This is a genomic window from Streptomyces sp. NRRL B-1347, from assembly GCF_000720325.1.
Lineage (GTDB): Bacteria > Actinomycetota > Actinomycetes > Streptomycetales > Streptomycetaceae > Streptomyces.
On the sequence record NZ_JOJM01000135.1, the window covers coordinates 1 to 20,886 of the forward strand.

Below are 20,886 nucleotides of genomic sequence, written 5' to 3' on the forward strand. Positions count from 1 at the left end.
GGGCGGGGACCGGTTCGACCGGGTGGACGTGGTCCAGCCGGTGCTGTTCGCCGTGATGGTGTCGCTCGCTGCTGTCTGGCAGGCGGCCGGGGTGAAGCCCGCCGCCGTGGTCGGTCACAGCCAGGGTGAGATCGCGGCCGCCTGCGTGGCCGGTGTCCTGTCCCTGCGGGATGCTGCCCGTGTCGTGGCGCTGCGGAGCCTTGCGATCCGTGAGCTGTCGGGCAAGGGCGGCATGGTCTCCGTGCCGCTGCCGGAGCAGGACGTACGTGAGCTGATCGCGGGCTGGGATGGCCGCATTGAGGTCGCGGCTGTGAACGGCCCGGCCCAGGTGGTGGTTTCGGGTGAGCCGGAGGCGTTGGAGGAGCTGGTCGCCCAGTGCGTCGGCCAGGACGTCCGCGCCCGTACGATCCCCGTGGACTACGCGTCGCACTCCTCGTACGTGGAGCAGATCGAGGCTCAGATCGGCGAGGCCCTGGCGGGTGTGACCCCGCAGGCCGCCGAGGTGCCGCTGTTCTCCACCCTCACCGGTACCTGGCTGGACGTCCCCATGGATGCCGGAAGGCGTTCTACCCCGGCGCCGGAACCGTCGTCGACCTGCCCACGTATGCCTTCCAGCGCCAGCACTACTGGCTGACGGAGGACGAAGTGCCGGGCGCGGGCCCCGTGGTCGCCGTGGACGAGGTCGAGGCGCGCTTCTGGGAAGCCGTGGAGCGCCAGGACCTGGCGGAGCTGACGGCGGAACTGGAGATCGCGGAGGACTCCGCCGCCGGCCTCGGCTCCGTCCTGCCCGCCCTGTCGTCGTGGCGGCGCCAGCACCGCGAGCGGTCGGCCCTCGACGCCCTGCGCTACCGCGTGACCTGGAAGCCCCTGACCGGCGGCGCCCTGCCGACGTCCGGGCTCACCGGCCGGTGGCTCGTGGTGCTGCCCGACAGCGCCGCACGGCACCCCTGGGCCACAGGCGCCGCCGAAGCCCTGACACGGGCCGGTGCGGAGGTCGCCGAACTGCGGCTCGCCGCCCATGAGGTGACCCGCGAGGCGCTGGCCGGTCGGCTGCGCGACCACACCGGCACGGAACTCGCCGGTGTCGTCTCGCTCCTCGGTCTCGACGAGACCGCCGTCGACGGGCACGAGGCCGTGTCCGCCGGGCTCGCCGGAACCGTCGCGCTTGTGCAGGCCCTCGGCGACGCCGGGATCGGCGCGCGGCTGTGGACGGTGTCGCACGGCGCCGTCGCCACCGGCCGCGGCGACCGGGCCGTCAGCCCCGACCAGGCGCAGCTGTGGGGCCTCGGCCGGGTCGTGGCCCTGGAGCACCCGGACCGCTGGGGCGGCCTGATCGACCTGCCGTCGTCGTACGACACCCGTACCGGCGCCCGCTTCGCCGCCGCCCTCGCGGGGCCCGCGGGTGAGGACCAGCTCGCGGTGCGGAACACCGGCGTCTTCGTACGCCGCTTCGCGCACGCCCCGCTGCCCGACGACCGCAGCGCGGAACCCCGGTGGACGCCGAGCGGCACTGCCCTGATCACCGGCGGTACGGGTGCGATCGGCGGGCACGTGGCGCGCTGGCTGGCCCGCGAAGGCGTCGAGCACCTCGTCCTGACGAGCCGTCGCGGCCCGGAGGCTCCCGGCGCGGCCGAGCTGCGGGCCGAACTGGAGGAGCTGGGCGCCGAAGTCACCGTCGCGGCCTGCGACGTGGCCGACTGGGACGCGGTCGCGGGGCTCCTCGACGAACTCGCGGCGGACGGGCGCACCCTGCGCTCCGTCTTCCACACCGCGGGCGCCGGTCAGGAACAGCCGCTGGACACGATGACCACGGCGGACATCGCCGCCGTCCTGGAGGCGAAGGTCGCGGGTGCCGCGCACCTCGACGCGCTCCTCGACACCGGCTCGCTCGACGCGTTCGTGCTGTTCTCGTCCAACGCGGGCGTGTGGGGCAGCGGAAGCCAGGGCGCCTACGCGGCCGCCAACGCCCACCTCGACGCGCTCGCCGAGCAGCGCCGCGGTCGCCGCGCTCGCCCAGGCGGTGGCGTACGACGAGACGTTCGTGGCCGTCGCGGACATGGACTGGGAGCGGTTCGCGCCCGCCTTCACCGCGGCGCGCCCCAGCCCGTTCATCGGCGAACTGCCGGAGGTGCGGCGTGCCATCGAGGGGCCGGAGACGGCCACCGCGCCCGCCGCGACGAACGCGGTGGCGGGCTCCGAGTGGGCCGAGCGGCTCGCCGCCCTGCCGACGCCGGAGCAGGAGCGAGTGGCCCTCGACCTGGTACGGACACACGCCGCGGCCGTGCTCGGCCACCCGGGCGCGGAGGCCGTCGAACCCGCCCGCGCCTTCCGCGAGCTCGGCTTCGACTCCCTGACGGCCGTCGAGGTCCGCAACCGGCTCACCGCCGCGACCGGCCTCAAGCTGCCCACGACCCTCGTCTTCGACTACCCCAACGCCCACCTGCTCGCCGCCCACCTGCGCCGCGAGGCGCTCGGCGACGAGCCCGGCACCACCGGGACGCGGGCCGCCGCGCCCGCACCCGCCGACGACCCGATCGTCATCGTGTCGATGAGCTGCCGCTACCCCGGCGGCGCGGGCAGCCCGGACGCCCTGTGGCGGCTCGTGTCCGAAGGCACGGACGCGATCTCGGTGTTCCCCGCCGACCGGGGCTGGGAGAACACCGGCGCGGCCGCGTACCGCGCGGAGGGCGGCTTCCTCTACGACGCCGCCGAGTTCGACGCCGCGTTCTTCGGCATCTCGCCGCGCGAGGCCCTCTCCATCGACCCGCAGCAGCGCCTCCTCCTCGAAGCCTCGTGGGAGCTGTTCGAGAGCGCGGGCATCGCCCCCGCCTCCGTACGCGGCCACCAGACCGGCGTCTTCATCGGCTCCGGCTACCAGGGCTACGGCGAGGGCGTCCAGGACCTGCCGGACGGCGTCGAGGGCTATCTGCTCACCGGCAGCGCCGGAGCGGTGGTCTCCGGCCGCCTGTCGTACGCGTTCGGCCTCGAAGGCCCCGCGGTCACCGTCGACACCGCGTGCTCGTCTTCCCTCGTGGCCCTGCACCTGGCGGCGCAGGCGCTGCGCCAGGGCGAGTGCGACATGGCCCTCGCGGGCGGCGTCACCGTGATGTCGACACCCACCGCCTTCGACGAGTTCAGCAAGCAGCAGGGCCTGGCCGCCGACGGCCGCTGCAAGCCGTTCGCCGAGGCGGCGGACGGCACCGGCTGGGGCGAGGGCGTCGGCCTGCTCCTCCTGGAGCGCCTGTCCGACGCCCGCCGCAACGGCCATGAAGTCCTCGCGGTCGTACGGGGTTCCGCCGTCAACCAGGACGGCGCCAGCAACGGCCTGACCGCCCCCAACGGTCCGTCGCAGCAGCGCGTCATCCGCGCGGCCCTCGCCAACGCGGGCCTCGCGGCCGCCGATGTCGACGCCGTCGAAGCACATGGCACCGGCACCACCCTGGGGGACCCCATCGAGGCGCAGGCGCTCCTCGCCACGTACGGCCAGGAGCGCCCCGAGGACCGGCCGCTGTGGCTCGGCTCCGTGAAGTCCAACATCGGCCACACCCAGGCCGCTTCGGGTGTCGCGGGCGTCATCAAGATGGTTCTCGCCATGCGCGAGGGCGTCCTGCCGCAGACGCTGCACGTGGACCAGCCGAGCACCCACGTCGACTGGTCGGCGGGCGCCGTCGAACTCCTTACGGAGTCCCGCGAGTGGACCGAGCGGGCGGACGCCCCGCGTCGTGCCGGTGTCTCGTCGTTCGGTGTGAGCGGTACCAACGCGCACGTGATCGTGGAGCAGGCACCGGTCGAGCAGCGCGCGGAGGTCGTGGAGCCGACCGCGCCGGTCACGACGGCCGTGCCGTGGCTGGTGTCCGCGCGGAACGCGGAGGCGCTGCGGGCCCAGGCCGTGCGGCTGCGGGACCACGTCACGGCCGACAGCGGCCTGGACGCCGTGGACCTGGGCTGGTCGCTCCTGTCGGGCCGCTCGTCCCTGGAACACCGGGCCGTGGTCCTTGGCCACAACCGTGACGACCTCCTGGCAGGCCTTGAGACGCTGGCCTCCGGCGGCCCCGGAGCCCTCGCGGGCTCGGTCGTCGAAGGCCGCCTCGGAATCGTGTTCACCGGTCAGGGCAGTCAGCGGATCGGGATGGGCCGGGAGTTGTACGAGTCCTTCCCGGTCTTCGCGGATGCGTTGGACGAGGTGTGTGCTCATATTGATCCGTGGATAGAACGTTCGCTCCAGAGCGTGATGTATGGTCCGGACGTCGACCTCCTGGAGCAGACGGGCTACGCGCAGCCCGCGCTGTTCGCGATGGAAGTCGCCCTGTTCCGGCTTGCCGAGTCCTTCGGTGTACGTCCGGAGGTCGTGGGCGGTCATTCGATCGGTGAGCTGGCCGCCGCGTACGTGGCCGGGCTCTGGTCTCTCGAAGACGCTGCTCAACTGGTGGCTGCTCGCGGCCGGTTGATGCAGGCGCTGCCCGAGGGTGGGGCGATGCTGGCCGCGCAGATCGCGGAGGCCGATGTCCTGCCGCTGCTGGCGGACGTCTCGGACCGTGTGGGCGTGGCGGCCGTGAACGGGCCGGAGCAGATCGTGCTGTCCGGCGAGCGCGCTGCTCTCGAAGGTCTGGAGGAGGTGCTGCGCGGTGAGGGCCGGAAGGTGAAGTGGCTGAAGGTGTCGCACGCCTTCCACTCGCCGCTGATGGACCCGGCCCTGGACGACTTCCGCAAGGTCGCGGCCAAGCTGACGTACGCCGATCCCGTCCTGCCGGTGGTCTCCAACGTCACGGGTGAGCTGGCGGACGCCGCCGAGCTGAAGGACCCGGAGTACTGGGTCCGCCACATCCGTGAGGCGGTCCGGTTCCACGACGGGCTCGGCACGCTCGGCGCGCAGGGGGTGTCCACCCTTCTCGAACTGGGTCCGGACGCCGTGTTGACGGCGATGGCGCACGACACGTTCAGCGAGCCCGCCGCGCAGGCGGGTCTGGTCGGTGCTCTGCGTCAGGACCGTTCTGAGTCGTACGCCTTCCAGCGCGACCGCTACTGGCTCACGTCGGGCCCGGCCGCCGCGCGTACGGGCGGGGTCGCCGCCGACGAGGTGGAGGCCCGGTTCTGGGAGGCCGTGGAGGCCGAGGACCTGGAGTCGCTGAGCGCCGAGCTGGGCGACGGTGCCGACGGCGCGGCGCTGGGCGAGGTGCTTCCGGTCCTGTCGTCGTGGCGGCGGCAGCGGCGTACGGCGTCGACGCTGGACGCCCTGCGCTACCGCCTCGCCTGGAAGCCGCTGGGCCAGGCGCCCGCCGCGCGGCTCGACGGGACGTGGCTGCTCGTCGTGCCGGACGGCGGCGCGGACGTCGCCGACTGGGCGGCCGCCGTCGAGAACGCGCTCGGCGGACTCGGTACCGAGGTGCGCACGGTCGTCGTACCGGACACCGAGGGAGCCGACCGCGAGGAACTCGCCGAGCGGCTGCGCAAGGAAGCGACGGCCGTCGGCGGTGAACTGTCCGGCGTGCTCTCCCTGCTCGCCGCCGACGAGGAGCCGCACGCCGTGCGCGGTGGCGTCAGCCGAGGCCTCGCCGCGACCGTGACCCTGGTGCGGGCCCTGCACACCGCGGACCTGGGCGCCCCGCTCTGGCTCGCCAGCCGGTCCGCGCTGACCGTGGGCGGCGCCGACCCGGCGCCCCGGCACGCACAGGCGGCCCTGTGGGGCCTGGGCCGCGTAGTGGCCGTGGAGTACCCGCGGCTGTGGGGCGGCCTGGTCGACCTGCCCGGGACGGCCGACGCGCGGGCCCTGGCCGGGCTCGCCGGTGCCGTCGGCGGCGCCTGGGCCGGTGAGGACCAGGTGGCCGTACGTGGGTCCGGGGTGTTCGCGCGTCGTTTGGAGCGGGCGTCGCTTGATGTGTCGAGTGCGGGGGAGTGGGTGCCGGAAGGCACTGTCCTGGTGACGGGTGGCACGGGTGCCATCGGTGGGCATGTCGCCCGTTGGCTCGCCTCTCGTGGTGCTGCGCGTCTCGTCCTGACGAGTCGTCGTGGTGAGGGCGCTCCGGGAGCTGTGGAACTGCGGGCCGAGTTGGAGGGGTTGGGGGCCGAGGTCACGATCGCTGCCTGTGATGTGGCGGATCGTGACGCGTTGGCGGGTGTCCTCGATAGCTGACGTCCGGCCTCGACCTGACGGCGTTCGTGCTCTTCTCCTCCTTCGCGGGCCTCTCCGGCGGTACCGGGCAGGGGAGTTACGCCGCCGCCAACGCCGCGCTCGACGCGCTCGCCGCACACCGCAGGGCACGCGGCCTCACGGCGACCTCCGTCGCCTGGGGCGCGTGGGCCGGCGGCGGAATGGCCGCCGACCGGGCGCAGGGCGGCGCCGTGCCGCCGATGGAGCCGGAACTCGCGGTCACCGCCCTCGGTCAGGCCCTCGGGCAGGACCTGGCCGTCACCGTCATCGCCGACGTCGACTGGGAGCAGTACCTGGCGGCCGGCCCGGCGCTCGCGCCCAACCCGCTCTTCGCCGACCTGCCCGAGGCCCGCGCCCTCCAGGAGCGCACCGCCCGCACGGACAGCGGGACGGCCGACAGCACGGAACCCGACCTCGCGCGGCAGCTCGCGGCGCTCTCCGGGCCCGAGCGCGACCGGCTCCTCGAGGACCTGGTCCGCACGCACGCGGCGGCCGTCCTCGGCTACCCGGGACCGGAGCGCGTCGAACCCGGCCGCGCCTTCCGGGAGCTGGGCTTCGACTCCCTCACCGCCGTCGAACTGCGCAACGCGCTCGGCGCGGCCACCGGCCTGCCCCTGCCCACCACCCTCGTCTTCGACCACCCCACGCCCGTGGCGCTCGCCACCTACCTCAAGGCCGAACTGGCCCCGGGCGAGGGCGAGTCGGCGGGCCTCCTGGCGCAGCTCGACACGCTGGAGCTGGGGCTCGCCGAGAGCGTCCCGTCGGACGACGAACTGGCCACGATCGCCGAGCGGCTGCGGCTGCTGCTCGACCGGTGCACCCGTGGCGCGGACGACGAGGAGGACGCGCAGGTCGCGGAGGAGCTGGAGTCCGCGACGGACGACGAGATGTTCGACTTCATCAGCAAGGAGTTCGGGATCTCCTGATGCGCCGGCCCCCTGCAATCCCCTGACGCGACCGATGCGCCGCCCACGCAGTCCCCTGATGTGCCGCCCCCGCCCCGGCGCGGGGGCGCCGCACCGCACTCTCCGACTTGTCTCTAGGAGCTAGGCCAGATGGTGAACGACGACAAAATCCGCCGCCTTCTCAAGCAGGTGACGGCGGATCTGCACACGACTCGTCGGAGAGTGCGCGAACTCGAGTCGAAGGACGCGGAGCCGGTCGCGATCATCGCGATGAGCTGCCGCTTCCCCGGCGGCGCGAGCACTCCCGAAACCCTGTGGCAGCTGGTGCGGGACGGCGTGGACACCGTGTCCGCGTTCCCCGCGAACCGCGGCTGGGACGTGGCCGGGCTCTACCACCCCGACCCCGACCACCAGGGCACCACGTACACCCGCGAAGGCGGGTTCGTGTACGACGCCGACGCGTTCGACGCGGGCTTCTTCGGCATCTCGCCGCGCGAAGCACGCGCCATGGACCCGCAGCAGCGCCTCCTCCTGGAGACCGCGTGGGAGTCCTTCGAGCGCGCGGGCATCGACCCGCAGAGCCTGCGCGGCAGCCGCACCGGCGTGTTCACCGGCACCAACGGCCAGGACTACACGGCCGTCGTCGCCGAGGCCGCCGACAGCGTCGAGGGCTACTCGGGCACCGGCAACACCGCGGCCGTCGTCTCCGGCCGCCTCTCCTACACCCTGGGCCTCGAAGGCCCGGCGGTCACCGTCGACACGGCCTGCTCGTCGTCGCTCGTGGCCCTGCACCTGGCCGCGCAGGCGCTGCGGCAGGGCGAGTGCGGTCTCGCCCTCGCGGGTGGTGTGTCCCTGATGTCGACGCCCACCGCGTTCGTGGAGTTCAGCCGCCAGCGCGGCATGGCCGCCGACGGCCGCTGCAAGGCCTTCGCGGAGGCGGCGGACGGCACCGGCTGGGGCGAGGGCGTGGGCCTGCTGCTCCTGGAGCGGTTGTCCGACGCCCGTCGTAACGGTCACGAAGTCCTCGCTGTCGTACGGGGCTCCGCCGTGAACCAGGACGGCGCCAGCAACGGCCTCACCGCCCCCAACGGCCCCGCGCAACAGCGGGTGATCCGCGCGGCCCTCACCAACGCCCGTCTGACGGCCGCCGACGTGGACGCCGTCGAGGCCCACGGCACCGGCACCACCCTCGGCGATCCCATCGAGGCCCAGGCCCTCCTCGCCACCTACGGCCAGGGGCGGCCGCGGACCCGGCCGCTGTGGCTGGGCTCCGTGAAGTCCAACATCGGTCACACCCAGGCCGCCGCGGGCGCCGCCGGTGTCATCAAGATGGTCATGGCCATGCGCGAGGGCGTGCTTCCGCGGACGCTCCACGTGGACCGGCCGAGCACCCACGTGGACTGGTCCGCGGGGGCCGTCGAACTGCTCACCGAGCGCCGCGACTGGCCGGAGCAGGAGGACGCGCCGCGCCGCGCCGGTGTCTCCTCCTTCGGCGTCAGCGGCACCAACGCCCACGTGATCATCGAGGAGGCCCCCGCCGCCGAGCCGCAGGGCCAGCCGGAGGAAGGCCCCGCCACGGGCACCGCCCCGGACGCCGACGCCGACGCCGGTGCCGCCCCGGAGGCGCGCCCCGTCGGCGGGCCCACGGTCTGGCCGCTGTCCGGCCGCACCGCCAAGGCGCTGCGTGCCCAGGCCGCCCGGCTGCGGGAGCGCCTGCTCGCCGACCCCGCCCTCGCCGCCGACGCCGACGGGCGGGCCGACCTCGGCTGGTCCCTCGCCACCGGCCGCTCCGCCTTCGAGCACCGGGCCGTGCTCATCGGCGCGGACCGCGACCGGTTCCTCACCGCCCTGGAGTCCCTCGCCGCCGAAGGGCTCACCGCCCCCGGCACGGTGACCGGCGCGGTCGCCGAAGGCCGCCTGGGCGCCGTCTTCACCGGCCAGGGCAGCCAGCGCGCCGGGATGGGCCGGGAGCTGTACGAGTCCTTCCCCGTCTTCGCGGCGGCGCTGGACGAGGTGTGCGCCCATATAGACCCGTGGATAGAACGTTCGCTCCAGAGCGTGATGTTCGGTACCGACGCCGAGCTCCTGGAGCAGACCGGCTACACACAGCCCGCGTTGTTCGCGATGGAAGTCGCCCTGTTCCGGCTCGCCGAGTCCTTCGGCGTACGTCCGGAGATCGTGGGCGGGCACTCCATCGGCGAGCTGGCCGCCGCGCATGTGGCCGGGCTGTGGTCCCTCGAAGACGCGGCCCGACTGGTCGCCGCGCGGGGCCGGTTGATGCAGGCCCTGCCCCGCGGCGGCGCCATGCTCGCCGTCCAGGCCGCGGAGGCCGATGTCGCCCCGCTCCTGGAGGAGGTCGCCGAGTGGGCGGGCATCGCCGCCGTCAACGGCCCCGCCCAGGTGGTGCTCTCCGGCGACCGCGGCGTCCTGGAGGACCTCGCCGTCCAGCTGCGCGCCGACGGCCGCAAGACCCGCTGGCTCAAGGTCAGCCACGCCTTCCACTCGCCGCTCATGGCGCCCATGCTCGACGAGTTCCGGCAGGTCGCGCAGGGGCTGACGTACCAGGACCCGACGCTGCCCGTCGTCTCGAACGTCACCGGGCGGCTCGCCACCGCGGACGAGCTGAAGGACCCCGAGTACTGGGTGCGGCACGTGCGCGAGGCCGTCCGCTTCCACGACGGCCTCGGCGCCCTCACCGACTTCGGCGCCACCACCCTCCTCGAACTGGGCCCCGACGCGATCCTCACCGCGATGGCCCACGACACCCTCACCGGCCCCGAGGCACAGGCCGGACTCGTCCCCGCGCTGCGCCGCGACCGGCCCGAGCCCGACACCTTCCTGACGGCACTCGCCCGCCTGCACGTGCGCGGCGCCACCGTCGACTGGACCCCGCGGTACGCGCCCCTAGGGGCGCGCCGCCGCGTCGCGCTGCCCACGTACGCCTTCCAGCACCAGAGCTACTGGCTGGACACGGCAGCCCCGGGCGCACCGGCGTCGGCGGCGGGCGCGGCCCCCGCCGACAGCGTCGAGGCGCGCTTCTGGGAGGCCGTCGAGCACGAGGACCTCGGCGAGCTCACCGGCGCCCTCGACGTGCCCGACGACGCCCCGCTGACCGACGTCCTGCCCGCCCTGACGGCCTGGCGGCGCAAGCAGCGCGCCGCGTCCGCGCTCGACGCCTGGCGCTACCGCGTCACCTGGAACCCGCTGCCGCCGCAGGCGTCGACGTACGGCCCCGCGCTGACGGGCACATGGGCGCTGCTCGTCCCCGAAGGCCCCGAGCAGCCGTGGAGCGCCGCCGCCGAGCGCGCCCTGGCCGCGGGCGGCACCCGCGTCGTCGCGGTGCGCGTCCCGGAGGCCGCGAGCACCGACCGCGCCGCCGTCACCGCGCTGCTGCGGCAGCAGGAGGCGGCGGAGTGGAACGGCGTCCTGTCGCTCCTCGCCCTGGCCGCGCCCGAGCGGGCCGGAGCCACCGAGGAGACGCCGGTCGCCGCGCTGCGCACGGCCGTTCTCCTCCAGGCCCTCGGTGACGCGGGCAGCACCGCCACCGTCTGGGCCGCGACCCGCGGCGCGGTGTCGACCACGCCCGCCGAGGCCCCCGCCGACCCGGCGCAGGCAGCCGTGTGGGGGCTCGGCCGCGTCGCCGCGCTCGAATACCCGCAGACCTGGGGCGGCCTCGTCGACCTGCCCGAGGCCGCCGACGCCGCCGCCGTCACCGGGCTCACGCAGGCCCTCGGCGCACTGGAGGGCGAGGACCAGGTCGCCGTGCGCGGCTCGGGAGTGTTCGTACGCCGCCTCGTGCGCGCCGTACCCGGCGAGGCGCCGCAGCAGGAGTGGACGGCGCGCGGCACCGCCCTGATCACCGGCGGCACCGGCGCGCTCGGCGCGCACGTGGCCCGCTGGCTGGCCCGGGCGGGCGCCGAGCACCTGGTGCTCACCAGCCGCCGCGGCCCCGACGCGCCGGGCGCGGCCGAACTCCGGGCCGAACTGGAGGAGTCGGGCGTACGCGTGACCGTCGCGGCCTGCGACGTCGCCGACCGGGATGCGCTGGCGCGGCTCCTGGCGCCTGGACGCGCTCGCCGAGACCCGGCGGGCCGCCGGGCGCACCTCGACCTCCATCGCCTGGGGCCCCTGGGGCGGCAGCGGCATGGCCGCCGAGGGCGCGGCGGCCGAACGCCTCAAGCACGGCGTGATGCCGCCCATGGACCCCGATCTCGCGATCGCCGCCCTGCACCAGGCGCTGAGCCACGACCGGACGCTGACCTCCGTCGTGGACATCGACTGGGCCCAGTACGCGCCCGGGTTCACCGCGGCGCGGCCCAGCCGCCTCTTCGCGGACGTCCCGGAGGCACGCGCGGCCCTCACGCCGCCCGCCGAGCGGACCGGCGCCCCGGGTGCGGCGACGGGGCAGGCGCCCGCGAACGCGCTCGCCGACCGGCTCGCGGACCTCGCCCCCGAGGACCGCGAAGCCGCCGTCCTCGACCTGGTGCGGCAGCGGGCCGCTGACGTCCTCGGCTACCCGAGCGTCGACGACATCCAGGTCACCCGCGCCTTCCGCGAGCTCGGCTTCGACTCCCTCACGGCAGTCGAACTGCGCAACCTGATCGGCGCGGCCACCGGCCTCAAGCTCCCCACCACGCTGGTCTTCGACTACCCCACACCGGCCGCGCTCGCCGCCCATCTGCGCACCGAACTGCTCGGCGACGAGGCCGGTACCGAGCCCGCCGCGCCCGCGCCCGCCACCGGCGGCGCCACCACCGACGAGCCCCTCGCCATCATCGGCATGAGCTGCCGTTTCCCCGGCGGCGTACGCAGCCCCGAGGACCTGTGGCGGCTCGTCGCCGACGGCGTCGACGCGATCGCGGAGTTCCCCGCCGACCGCGGCTGGGACACCGGGGCGCTCTACGACGCGGACGCGGGCCAGACCGGCACCTCGTACGTCCGCCAGGGCGGATTCCTCTACGACGCCGGACAGTTCGACGCCAAGTTCTTCGGCGTCAACCCGCGCGAGGCCCTCGCGATGGACCCGCAGCAGCGGCTCCTCCTGGAGACGGCGTGGGAGGCCTTCGAGCGCGCCGGGATCGACCCGACGGGCCTCGGCGGCAGCCAGATCGGCGTGTTCGCGGGCACCAACGGCCAGGACTACACCGCGGGCGTCGACCACGTGCCCGACGAGGTCGAGGGCTACCTCGGCATCGGCAACGCCGCGAGCGTGGCCTCCGGCCGCATCTCGTACACCTTCGGCCTCGAAGGCCCGGCGGTGACGGTCGACACGGCGTGCTCGTCGTCGCTGGTGGCGCTGCACCTGGCGGCGCAGGCCCTGCGGCAGGGCGAGTGCACGATGGCGCTCGCGGGCGGCGTCTCGGTGATGTCGACCCCGGCGACCTTCGTGGAGTTCAGCCGTCAGCGGGGTCTCGCCACCGACGGCCGCTGCAAGGCGTTCGCGGAGGCGGCGGACGGCACGGGCTGGGGCGAGGGCGTCGGCATGCTCCTGGTGGAGCGCCTGTCGGACGCGCGCCGCAACGGCCACAAGGTGCTTGCTGTCGTACGTGGTTCCGCCGTGAACCAGGACGGCGCGAGCAACGGCCTGACCGCCCCCAACGGGCCCTCGCAGCGACGCGTCATCCGTGCCGCCCTGGCCAACGCGGGCCTGACGGCGGCCGACGTGGACGCGGTGGAGGCCCACGGCACCGGCACCACCCTCGGCGACCCGATCGAGGCGCAGGCCCTCATCGCGACGTACGGCAAGGAGCGCGCGACGGCCGAGCCGCTGTGGCTCGGCTCCATCAAGTCGAACATCGGGCACACCCAGGCCGCCGCCGGTGTCGCCGGGATCATGAAGATGGTCATGGCGATGCGGCACGGCGTGCTGCCCAAGACGCTGCACGTGGACGCCCCGACGTCCGAAGTGGACTGGTCGGCGGGCGCCGTCGAGCTGCTCACCGGCACGCGCGAATGGCCGGAGCACGGCGACGGCACCCCGCGCCGCGCGGGCGTCTCGGCGTTCGGCGTGAGCGGCACGAACGCCCACGTCATCGTCGAGCAGGCGCCCTCGACGGGCGAGCCGGCGCCGACGGCGGACGGCGGCGAACCGCCCACGGCCGTGCTGCCGCTCGCCCTGTCGGCCAAGACCCCCGAGGCCCTGCGCGAGCAGGCGGACCGGCTCCTGACCCGGCTGCGGGCGGACGCCGGCGCCGAACCTGCGGACGTCGGCCTGTCGTTGGTGACGACCCGCTCCCGCTTCGAGCACCGCGGAGTGGTGCTCGGCCGGGACCGTGAGGAACTGCTCGCCGGGCTCCAGGAGCTGGCGACCGGGACCGCGGCGGGGTCCACAGCCGGGACCGCGGCGGCCGCGCGGGCCGTGTCGGGGCGCGCGCCGGACGGCACGGTCCGACCGGTGTTCGTCTTCCCCGGCGAGGTCACCGAGTGGACCGACGCCGTGCGGGAACTGCGCGCCGATTCCCCGGTGTTCGCCGCCCGGCTGCGCGAGTGCGCGGACGCGCTCGGCGAGTTCGCGGAGTGGGACCTGTTCGAGGAGCTGGCCGGAGACCGGCTGGACCGGGCGGACGTGGCCCGGCCGGTGCTCTTCGCCGTCCTGGTGTCGCTGGCCGCCGTGTGGCGGGCCGCCGGTGTCGAGCCCGCCGCCGTGGTCGGCCACGGCGCGGGTCAGATCGCCGCCGCCTGCGTGGGCGGGGCCCTGACCCTGCGGGACGCGGCCCGCGCCGCGGCCCTGGGGGAGCGGTCCGGCGAGACCGGCGTGAACGGCGCGGACACTGACGAGGCCGCGTTCGCCGCGGCCGTCACCGAGCTGCTCGCCGCGGGCCACGGCCTGTTCGTCGAGGTCGGCCCGCACGCGGTGCTCGGCGACGCGCTGCGCCGCGCCATCGAGGCCGACGGCCGCCCCGCGGTCGTGCTCGGCTCTCCGCGCGGCGCCGATGACGGCGCGCACCGGCTCATGGCGGCCGTCGCCGACGCCCACGTCCACGGCGTCGAGCTGGACTGGGCGGCGTTGTACCCCGGCGCCCGCGCCACCGTCGACCTGCCCACGTACGCCTTCCAGCACGAGCACTTCTGGCTCGTCGACGGGCGCGCCCCGGGAGGTGCGGCACAGCCCGCGACGCACGACACGGACGCCCGCTTCTGGGAGGCCGTGGAGCGCGAGGACCTGGAGCAGCTCGCCGCCGAGCTGGAGGTGGCGGAGGAGACCGCCGCGGAGCTGGGTTCCGTGCTCCCGGTGCTGTCGTCGTGGCGGCGGCAGCGGCGCGAGCGGTCCACGGTGGACGCCTGGCGCTACCGCGTCACCTGGAAGCCGCTGACCGGCGGCCTGCCGGGCCCGGCCCTCACCGGCCGCTGGCTGGTGGTCGTACCGGAGCGGGCCGCGGCGCACCCGTGGACGGCGGGCGTCACCGACGCGCTGACCCGCGCCGGTGCCGTGACCGCCGAACTCCGCGTGACCGACGACGAGTTGACTCCCGTGGCTCTCGCCGCCCGGCTGGGCGAGCACGCGGGGGACGGTGAGCTCGCGGGCGTCGTCTCCCTGCTCGCCCTCGACGAGTCGCCCCTCGCGGACCACCCGGCCGTCTCCGCCGGGCTCGCGGGCACCGTCGCGCTGGTGCGCGCCCTGGAGGACACCGGGGGCGAGGCGCGCCTGTGGGCGCTCTCGCACGGTGCCGTCTCCACCGGCCGCAGCGACCGTCCGACGAGCACCGTCCAGGCCCAGCTGTGGGGCCTCGGCCGCGTCGTCGCCCTGGAGCACCCCGAGCGCTGGGGCGGTCTCGTCGACCTGCCGGCGGCGCCCGACGCCCGCGCCGCGGCCCGGCTCGCCACCGTCCTGGCGGGCATCCCCGCGACCGACGGCGACTCCGGCCGGGAGGACCAGCTCGCCGTGCGCGGCTCGGGCGTCTTCGCCCGCCGCCTCGCGCACGCGCCCCTCGACACCCGCCCGGCGGAGGAGTGGACGGCGCGCGGCACCGCCCTGATCACCGGCGGCACGGGTGCGCTCGGCGCGCACGTGGCCCGCTGGCTGGCCCGGGCGGGCGCCGAGCACCTGGTGCTCACCAGCCGCCGCGGCCCCGACGCCCCCGGAGCCGCCGAACTGAAGGCGGAGCTGGAGGAGTTGGGTGCGGCCGTCACCGTCGCCGCCTGTGACGTGGCCGAGCGCGAGTCCGTCGTACGCCTCCTCGACGGCCTCGCGGGCGACGGGCACACCGTCCGCTCCGTCTTCCACGCCGCGGGGGTGAGCCCGGCGCTGGCCCTCACCGACACCACCCCGGCGGACCTCGCGGAGGCGCTGGCCGCCAAGGCGGCGGGCGCCGCCCACCTCGACGAACTGGTCGCATCCGAAGGCCTCGACGCCTTCGTGCTCTTCTCGTCCATCGCCGCCGTCTGGGGCAGCGGCGGACAGTCCGGATACGGCGCCGCCAACGCCTTCCTCGACGCGCTCGCCGAGCGGCGCCGCGCCCGCGGCCTGCCCGCGACCTCGCTCGCCTGGGGCGCCTGGGGCGGCAGCGGCATGGCCGCCACCGCCGAGGCGGAGGAGCACCTGCGCCGCCGCGGCGTGGGGCTGCTCGTCCCGGACCTGGCCGTCGGCGCGCTCGCGCAGGCCCTCGCCCTCGACGAGACGTGCCTGACCGTGGCGGACGTGGACTGGGAGCGGTTCGCGCCCGCGTTCACCGCCGCCCGGCCCAGCCCGCTCCTCGGCGCACTGCCCGAGCTGCGGCCCCGCCCGAGCGCCGCCACGGCCGCCCCCGCGGGCGAGGCCGCGCCGGTGTCGGCGTGGGCCGCCGAACTCGCCGGGCACCCGGAGGCCGAGCGGCAGCGCGTCGTGCTCGACCTCGTGCGCGCAGAGGCTGCCGCCGCCCTCGGCTACGCGGGCGCCGAAGCCGTCGAACCCACCCGCGCCTTCCGCGAACTGGGCTTCGACTCGCTCACGGCGGTCGAGCTGCGCAACCGGCTCGCCGCAGCCACCGAGGTCCAGCTGCCCGCCACCGCGGTCTTCGACCACCCGTCGCCGGACGTCCTCGCCCGGCATCTGCTGGCCGAACTCACCGGAGCCACGGCCGGACCCACCGGCACCACCGCCGCGACGACGGCACCGGCGCCGGTGGCACAGCCCGCCGACGTGGCCGAAGACCCCATCGCCATCGTGTCGATGAGCTGCCGCTTCCCCGGCGGCGCGCACACCCCCGAGGCGCTGTGGCAGCTCCTCGTCGACGGCACGGACGCCATCTCCGTCTTCCCCGCCGACCGCGGCTGGGACCTCGAAGGCGCCGGGCGCTACAGGCCCGAGGGCGGCTTCGTCTACGACGCGTCGGAGTTCGACGCCGGGCTCTTCGGCATCTCCCCGCGCGAGGCCCTCGCCATGGACCCGCAGCAGCGGCTCCTCCTGGAGACCGGCTGGGAGCTGTTCGAACGCATCGGCATCGCCCCCAAGTCCCTGCGCTCCACCTCCACCGGCGTGTTCGTCGGCTCGGGCTTCCAGGGGTACGCGACCGGGCTCGACAGCGTCCCCGAGGGCGTCGAAGGGCACCTGATGACGGGCACGTCCGGCAGCGTCATCTCCGGCCGCCTGTCGTACGCCTTCGGCCTCGAAGGCCCGGCGGTGACCGTCGACACCGCCTGCTCGTCCTCCCTCGTCGCGCTGCACCTGGCGGCGCAGGCGCTGCGCCAGGGCGAGTGCGACCTCGCCCTCGCGGGCGGCGTCACCGTGATGGCGACCGCCGGAGCCTTCGACGAGTTCAGCCGCCAGGGCGGCCTCGCGGGCGACGGCCGCTGCAAGCCGTACGCCGACGCCGCCGACGGCACCGGCTGGGGAGAGGGCGCGGGCCTGCTCCTCCTGGAGCGGCTGTCCGACGCCCGCCGCAACGGCCACGAGGTCCTCGCGGTCGTCCGGGGCTCCGCCGTCAACCAGGACGGCGCCAGCAACGGCCTCACCGCCCCCAACGGCCCCTCCCAGCAGCGCGTGATCACCCAGGCCCTCGCCAACGCCCGTCTCGCGCCCGAGCAGATCGACGCCGTGGAGGGCCACGGCACGGGCACCGCGCTCGGCGACCCCATCGAGGCGCAGGCGCTCCTGGCCACCTACGGCCAGGACCGGCCCGCGGACCAGCCGCTGCTCCTCGGCTCGGTGAAGTCCAACATCGGCCACACCCAGGCCGCCGCCGGTGTCGCGGGCGTCATCAAGATGGTCATGGCCATGCGCCACGGCGTGCTCCCGCAGACGCTGCACGTCGACCGGCCGAGCACCCACGTGGACTGGTCCGCCGGAGCCGTCGAACTGCTCACCCAGGCCCGCGCGTGGCCCGACCGCAACGGCTCGCCGCGCCGCGCCGGCGTCTCCTCCTTCGGCGTGAGCGGCACCAACGCGCACGTCGTCGTCGAACAGGCGCCCCGGCGCGGCAAGGCCGCGGCCGAGCCGTCAGGGCCCGTCGACGCGGCCATCGGCACGGTGCCGTGGCAGATCTCGGCCCGCAGCGCGGACGCGCTGCGCGCCCAGGCCGGGCGGCTGCGGGAGCGCCTCATCGCCGACCCCGCCCTCGCCGCCGACCCCGGGGCCCGCGCCGACGTGGGCTGGTCCCTCGCCACGGGCCGCTCGCTCCTCGAACACCGGGCCGTCGTCCTGGGCCGGGAGCGGGACGACTTCCTGACCGGCCTCGAAGCACTGGCCTCCGGCGCGCCCTCGGGCGCCGTCGCGGGCGCGGTCGCCGAAGGCCGCCTCGCCGTACTCTTCACGGGCCAGGGCAGCCAGCGGATCGGCATGGGCCGCGAGCTGTACGAGACGTTCCCGGTCTTCGCGGACGCGCTGGACGAGGTGTGTGCCCATATCGATCCGTGGATAGAACGTTCGCTCCAGAGCGTGATGTATGGTCCGGACGCCGACCTCCTGGAGCAGACCGGCTACGCGCAGCCCGCCCTCTTCGCCGTCCCGGTTGATGCAGGCGCTGCCCGAGGGCGGCGCGATGCTGGCCGTCCAGGCCGCGGAGGCCGACGTCGCGCCGCTGCTCGCGGACGTGGCGGACCGCGTCGGCCTCGCGGCGGTCAACGGCCCGGCGCAGGTCGTCCTGTCCGGCGACCGCACCGCCCTCGAAGACCTGGAGAAGACCCTGCGCGGCCAGGGCCGCAAGGTGCGCTGGCTGAAGGTCAGCCACGCCTTCCACTCGCCGCTGATGGACCCGGCCCTCGACGACTTCCGCAAGGTCGCCGAAGGCCTGACGTACGCCGATCCCGTCCTGCCGGTGGTCTCCAACGTCACGGGTGAGCTGGCGGACACCGCCGAGCTGAAGGACCCGGAGTACTGGGTCCGGCACATCCGCGAGGCGGTCCGCTTCCACGACGGCCTGAACGCCCTCACCGGCCAGGGCGTGTCGACGCTCCTGGAGCTGGGCCCGGACGCCGTCCTCACCGCGATGGCCCACGACACGCTCACCGAGCCCGCCGCGCAGACGGGCCTGATCGCCGCCGTCCGCAAGGACCGCGCGGAGCCGGACACGTTCCTCGACGCCCTCGCGCGGCTGCACGTACGCGGCATCGGCGTCGACTGGACACCGCTGTACGCCCCGGCCGACGCGCGGCGCCGCGTCGAGCTGCCCACGTACGCCTTCCAGCACCAGCACTACTGGCTGGAGACGGCGGACACGGCGGCCGGCACGGACGGCGCCGAGGCGGCGGACGAGGTGGAGTCGCGGTTCTGGGAGACCGTGGAGAGCGAGGACCTCGCCGAGCTGGCCAAGACCCTGTCCGTGCCGGACGACGCGCCGCTGACCGACGTCCTGCCCGCCCTCACGGCCTGGCGCAGGCAGCGCCGCGAGAGCTCCGCGCTCGACAGGTGGAGCTACCGCGAGTCCTGGACGCCGCTCACCGACGCGACGGCGGGGGACCTCACGGGCAGCTGGCTCGTCGTCGTGCCGGAAGGCCGCGCGGACGCGCCGTGGAGCACGGCCGTCACCGCGCTGACGGCCGAGCGCGGCGTACGCCTGGCCACCGTGGAGGTGCCCGGCCACACCACCGACCGCCACGCCGTCGCAAAGCTCCTGCGCGCGGCGACCGCGGACACCGCCCAGGGCTTCGACGGCGTCCTTTCGCTGCTCGCGGCCGACGGCTCCGCTCCCGGGCAGGAGGGAGGCGACGCCGCACCGGCGGACGTCTCCCTCGCCCTCGCGCTGATCCAGGCCCTCGGCGACACGGGCGTCGACGCACCCCTGTGGTGCGCGACCCGCGACGCCGTCGCCGTCGGCCACACCGACGGCAGGACCGCTCCCGAGCGGGCCGCGCTGTGGGGCCTCGGGCGCGTCGCCGCCCTGGAGTACCCCGAGCGCTGGGGCGGCCTCGTCGACCTCCCCGAGGCGGCGGACACCGCGGCCGCGGCCCGGCTCGCCCGCGTCCTCGGCGGCGCCTGGGCCGGTGAGGACCAAGTGGCGGTGCGCGGCTCCGGCGCCTTCGGCCGCCGCGTGGTGCGCGCGCCCCTCGACGACGCGCACGCCACCGGCTGGACCCCGCGCGGCACCGTCCTCGTCACCGGCGGCACGGGCGCCCTCGGCGGGCACGTGGCGCGCTGGCTGGCCCGTGAGGGCGCCGAGCACCTCGGGTTCGCCACCGTGTTCCGCGCCAAGGCCCGGTCGGCGCGGAACCTGGACGAGCTGACCGCAGGGCTCGACCTGTCGGCGTTCGTGCTCTTCTCGTCCTTCGCCGGTGTCGCCGGCGGCCCAGGACAGGGCAGTTACGCCGCCGCCAACGCCTTCCTCGACGGACTCGCGCACGCCCGCAGGGCCCGGGGCCTGACCGCCACCGCCGTGGCGTGGGGCCCGTGGGCGGGCAGCGGCATGGCCGCCGAGGGAGTCGCCGCCGAGCGGCTGCGCGGCGGGATGATCCCGCCGCTCGACCCGGAGCAGGCGCTCGCCGCCCTCCACCGGCTCCTCGCCCACGACCGCACCGCCGCCCTGGTCGCCGACATCGACTGGCCGCAGTACGCGCCCGCCTTCACCACGGTCCGGCCCAGCAGGCTCTACGCCGAACTGCCCGAAGTACGGCGCCTCTCCGGCCCCGCCACCGAGGGTGGCACCGGGCAGCCGGGAGCCGCGCAGTCACCGGACCTGGCGGCGCGGCTCGCCGCCCTGCCCAGGCCCGAGCAGGAGCGGCTGCTGCTCGACCTGGTCTGCGAGCAGGTCGCGGCCGTACTCGGCTACAGCGGCGCGGCGGCCGTCGAACCCACCCGCGCCTTCCGCGAGCTGGGCTTCGACTCCCTCACCGCCGTCGAACTGCGCAACCGCGTCAACGCCCTCACCGGCCTGGTCCTGCCCGCCACGGTGGTCTTCGACCACCCGACGCCCACGGCCCTCGCCGACTGCCTGCGCACCGAACTCGCCCCCGACGCCACCGACCCCGCGACGCTGCTCCTCGGCGACCTGGAGCGGCTCGAAGGCAGCCTCTCCGCCGCCGATTCGGCCGACGAGATCACCCGTACCAAGGTGGCCGTACGGCTCCAGGCGGCGCTCGACCGCTGGAAGAACGGCGACGCCAGGCCGTCCGGCGCCGCCGACGAGAGCGGTACCGGCGGCGACGTCAGCGAGCAACTGGCGTCCGCGAGCGACGACGAGATGCTCGAATTCATCAAGAAGCAACTCGGCAGGGGTTGAAAGGAACAGGACCTTTAGGTAACGGTAGTTAATTGAACTGACAGCCCCTACCCGCCCCCTTTATCGCACCCGCCCTTCGGCCGCATTCAGCGGAAATCCCGTAGGGGCGGGTAGGGGGAGGGTAGGGGTTGTTGGTCGTTTAGCGCCCTCATAGCGTCATCGAGAAAACGGCTGCGGACAGGTCCGTTGTATGCCAGCAGGTGCG

Annotated in this window: 2 pseudogenes; both read left to right on the plus strand. The window is 75.3% G+C overall.

Going from position 1 to position 20,886, the window contains the following annotated elements:
- A pseudogene (locus IG74_RS54915) lies at positions 1-7,074 on the plus strand (SDR family NAD(P)-dependent oxidoreductase); the annotation flags it as partial.
- Between the two features lie 132 nt (positions 7,075-7,206).
- Positions 7,207-20,681: pseudogene (locus tag IG74_RS54920) on the plus strand (type I polyketide synthase).
- The last annotated feature ends 205 nt before the right edge of the window (positions 20,682-20,886 follow it).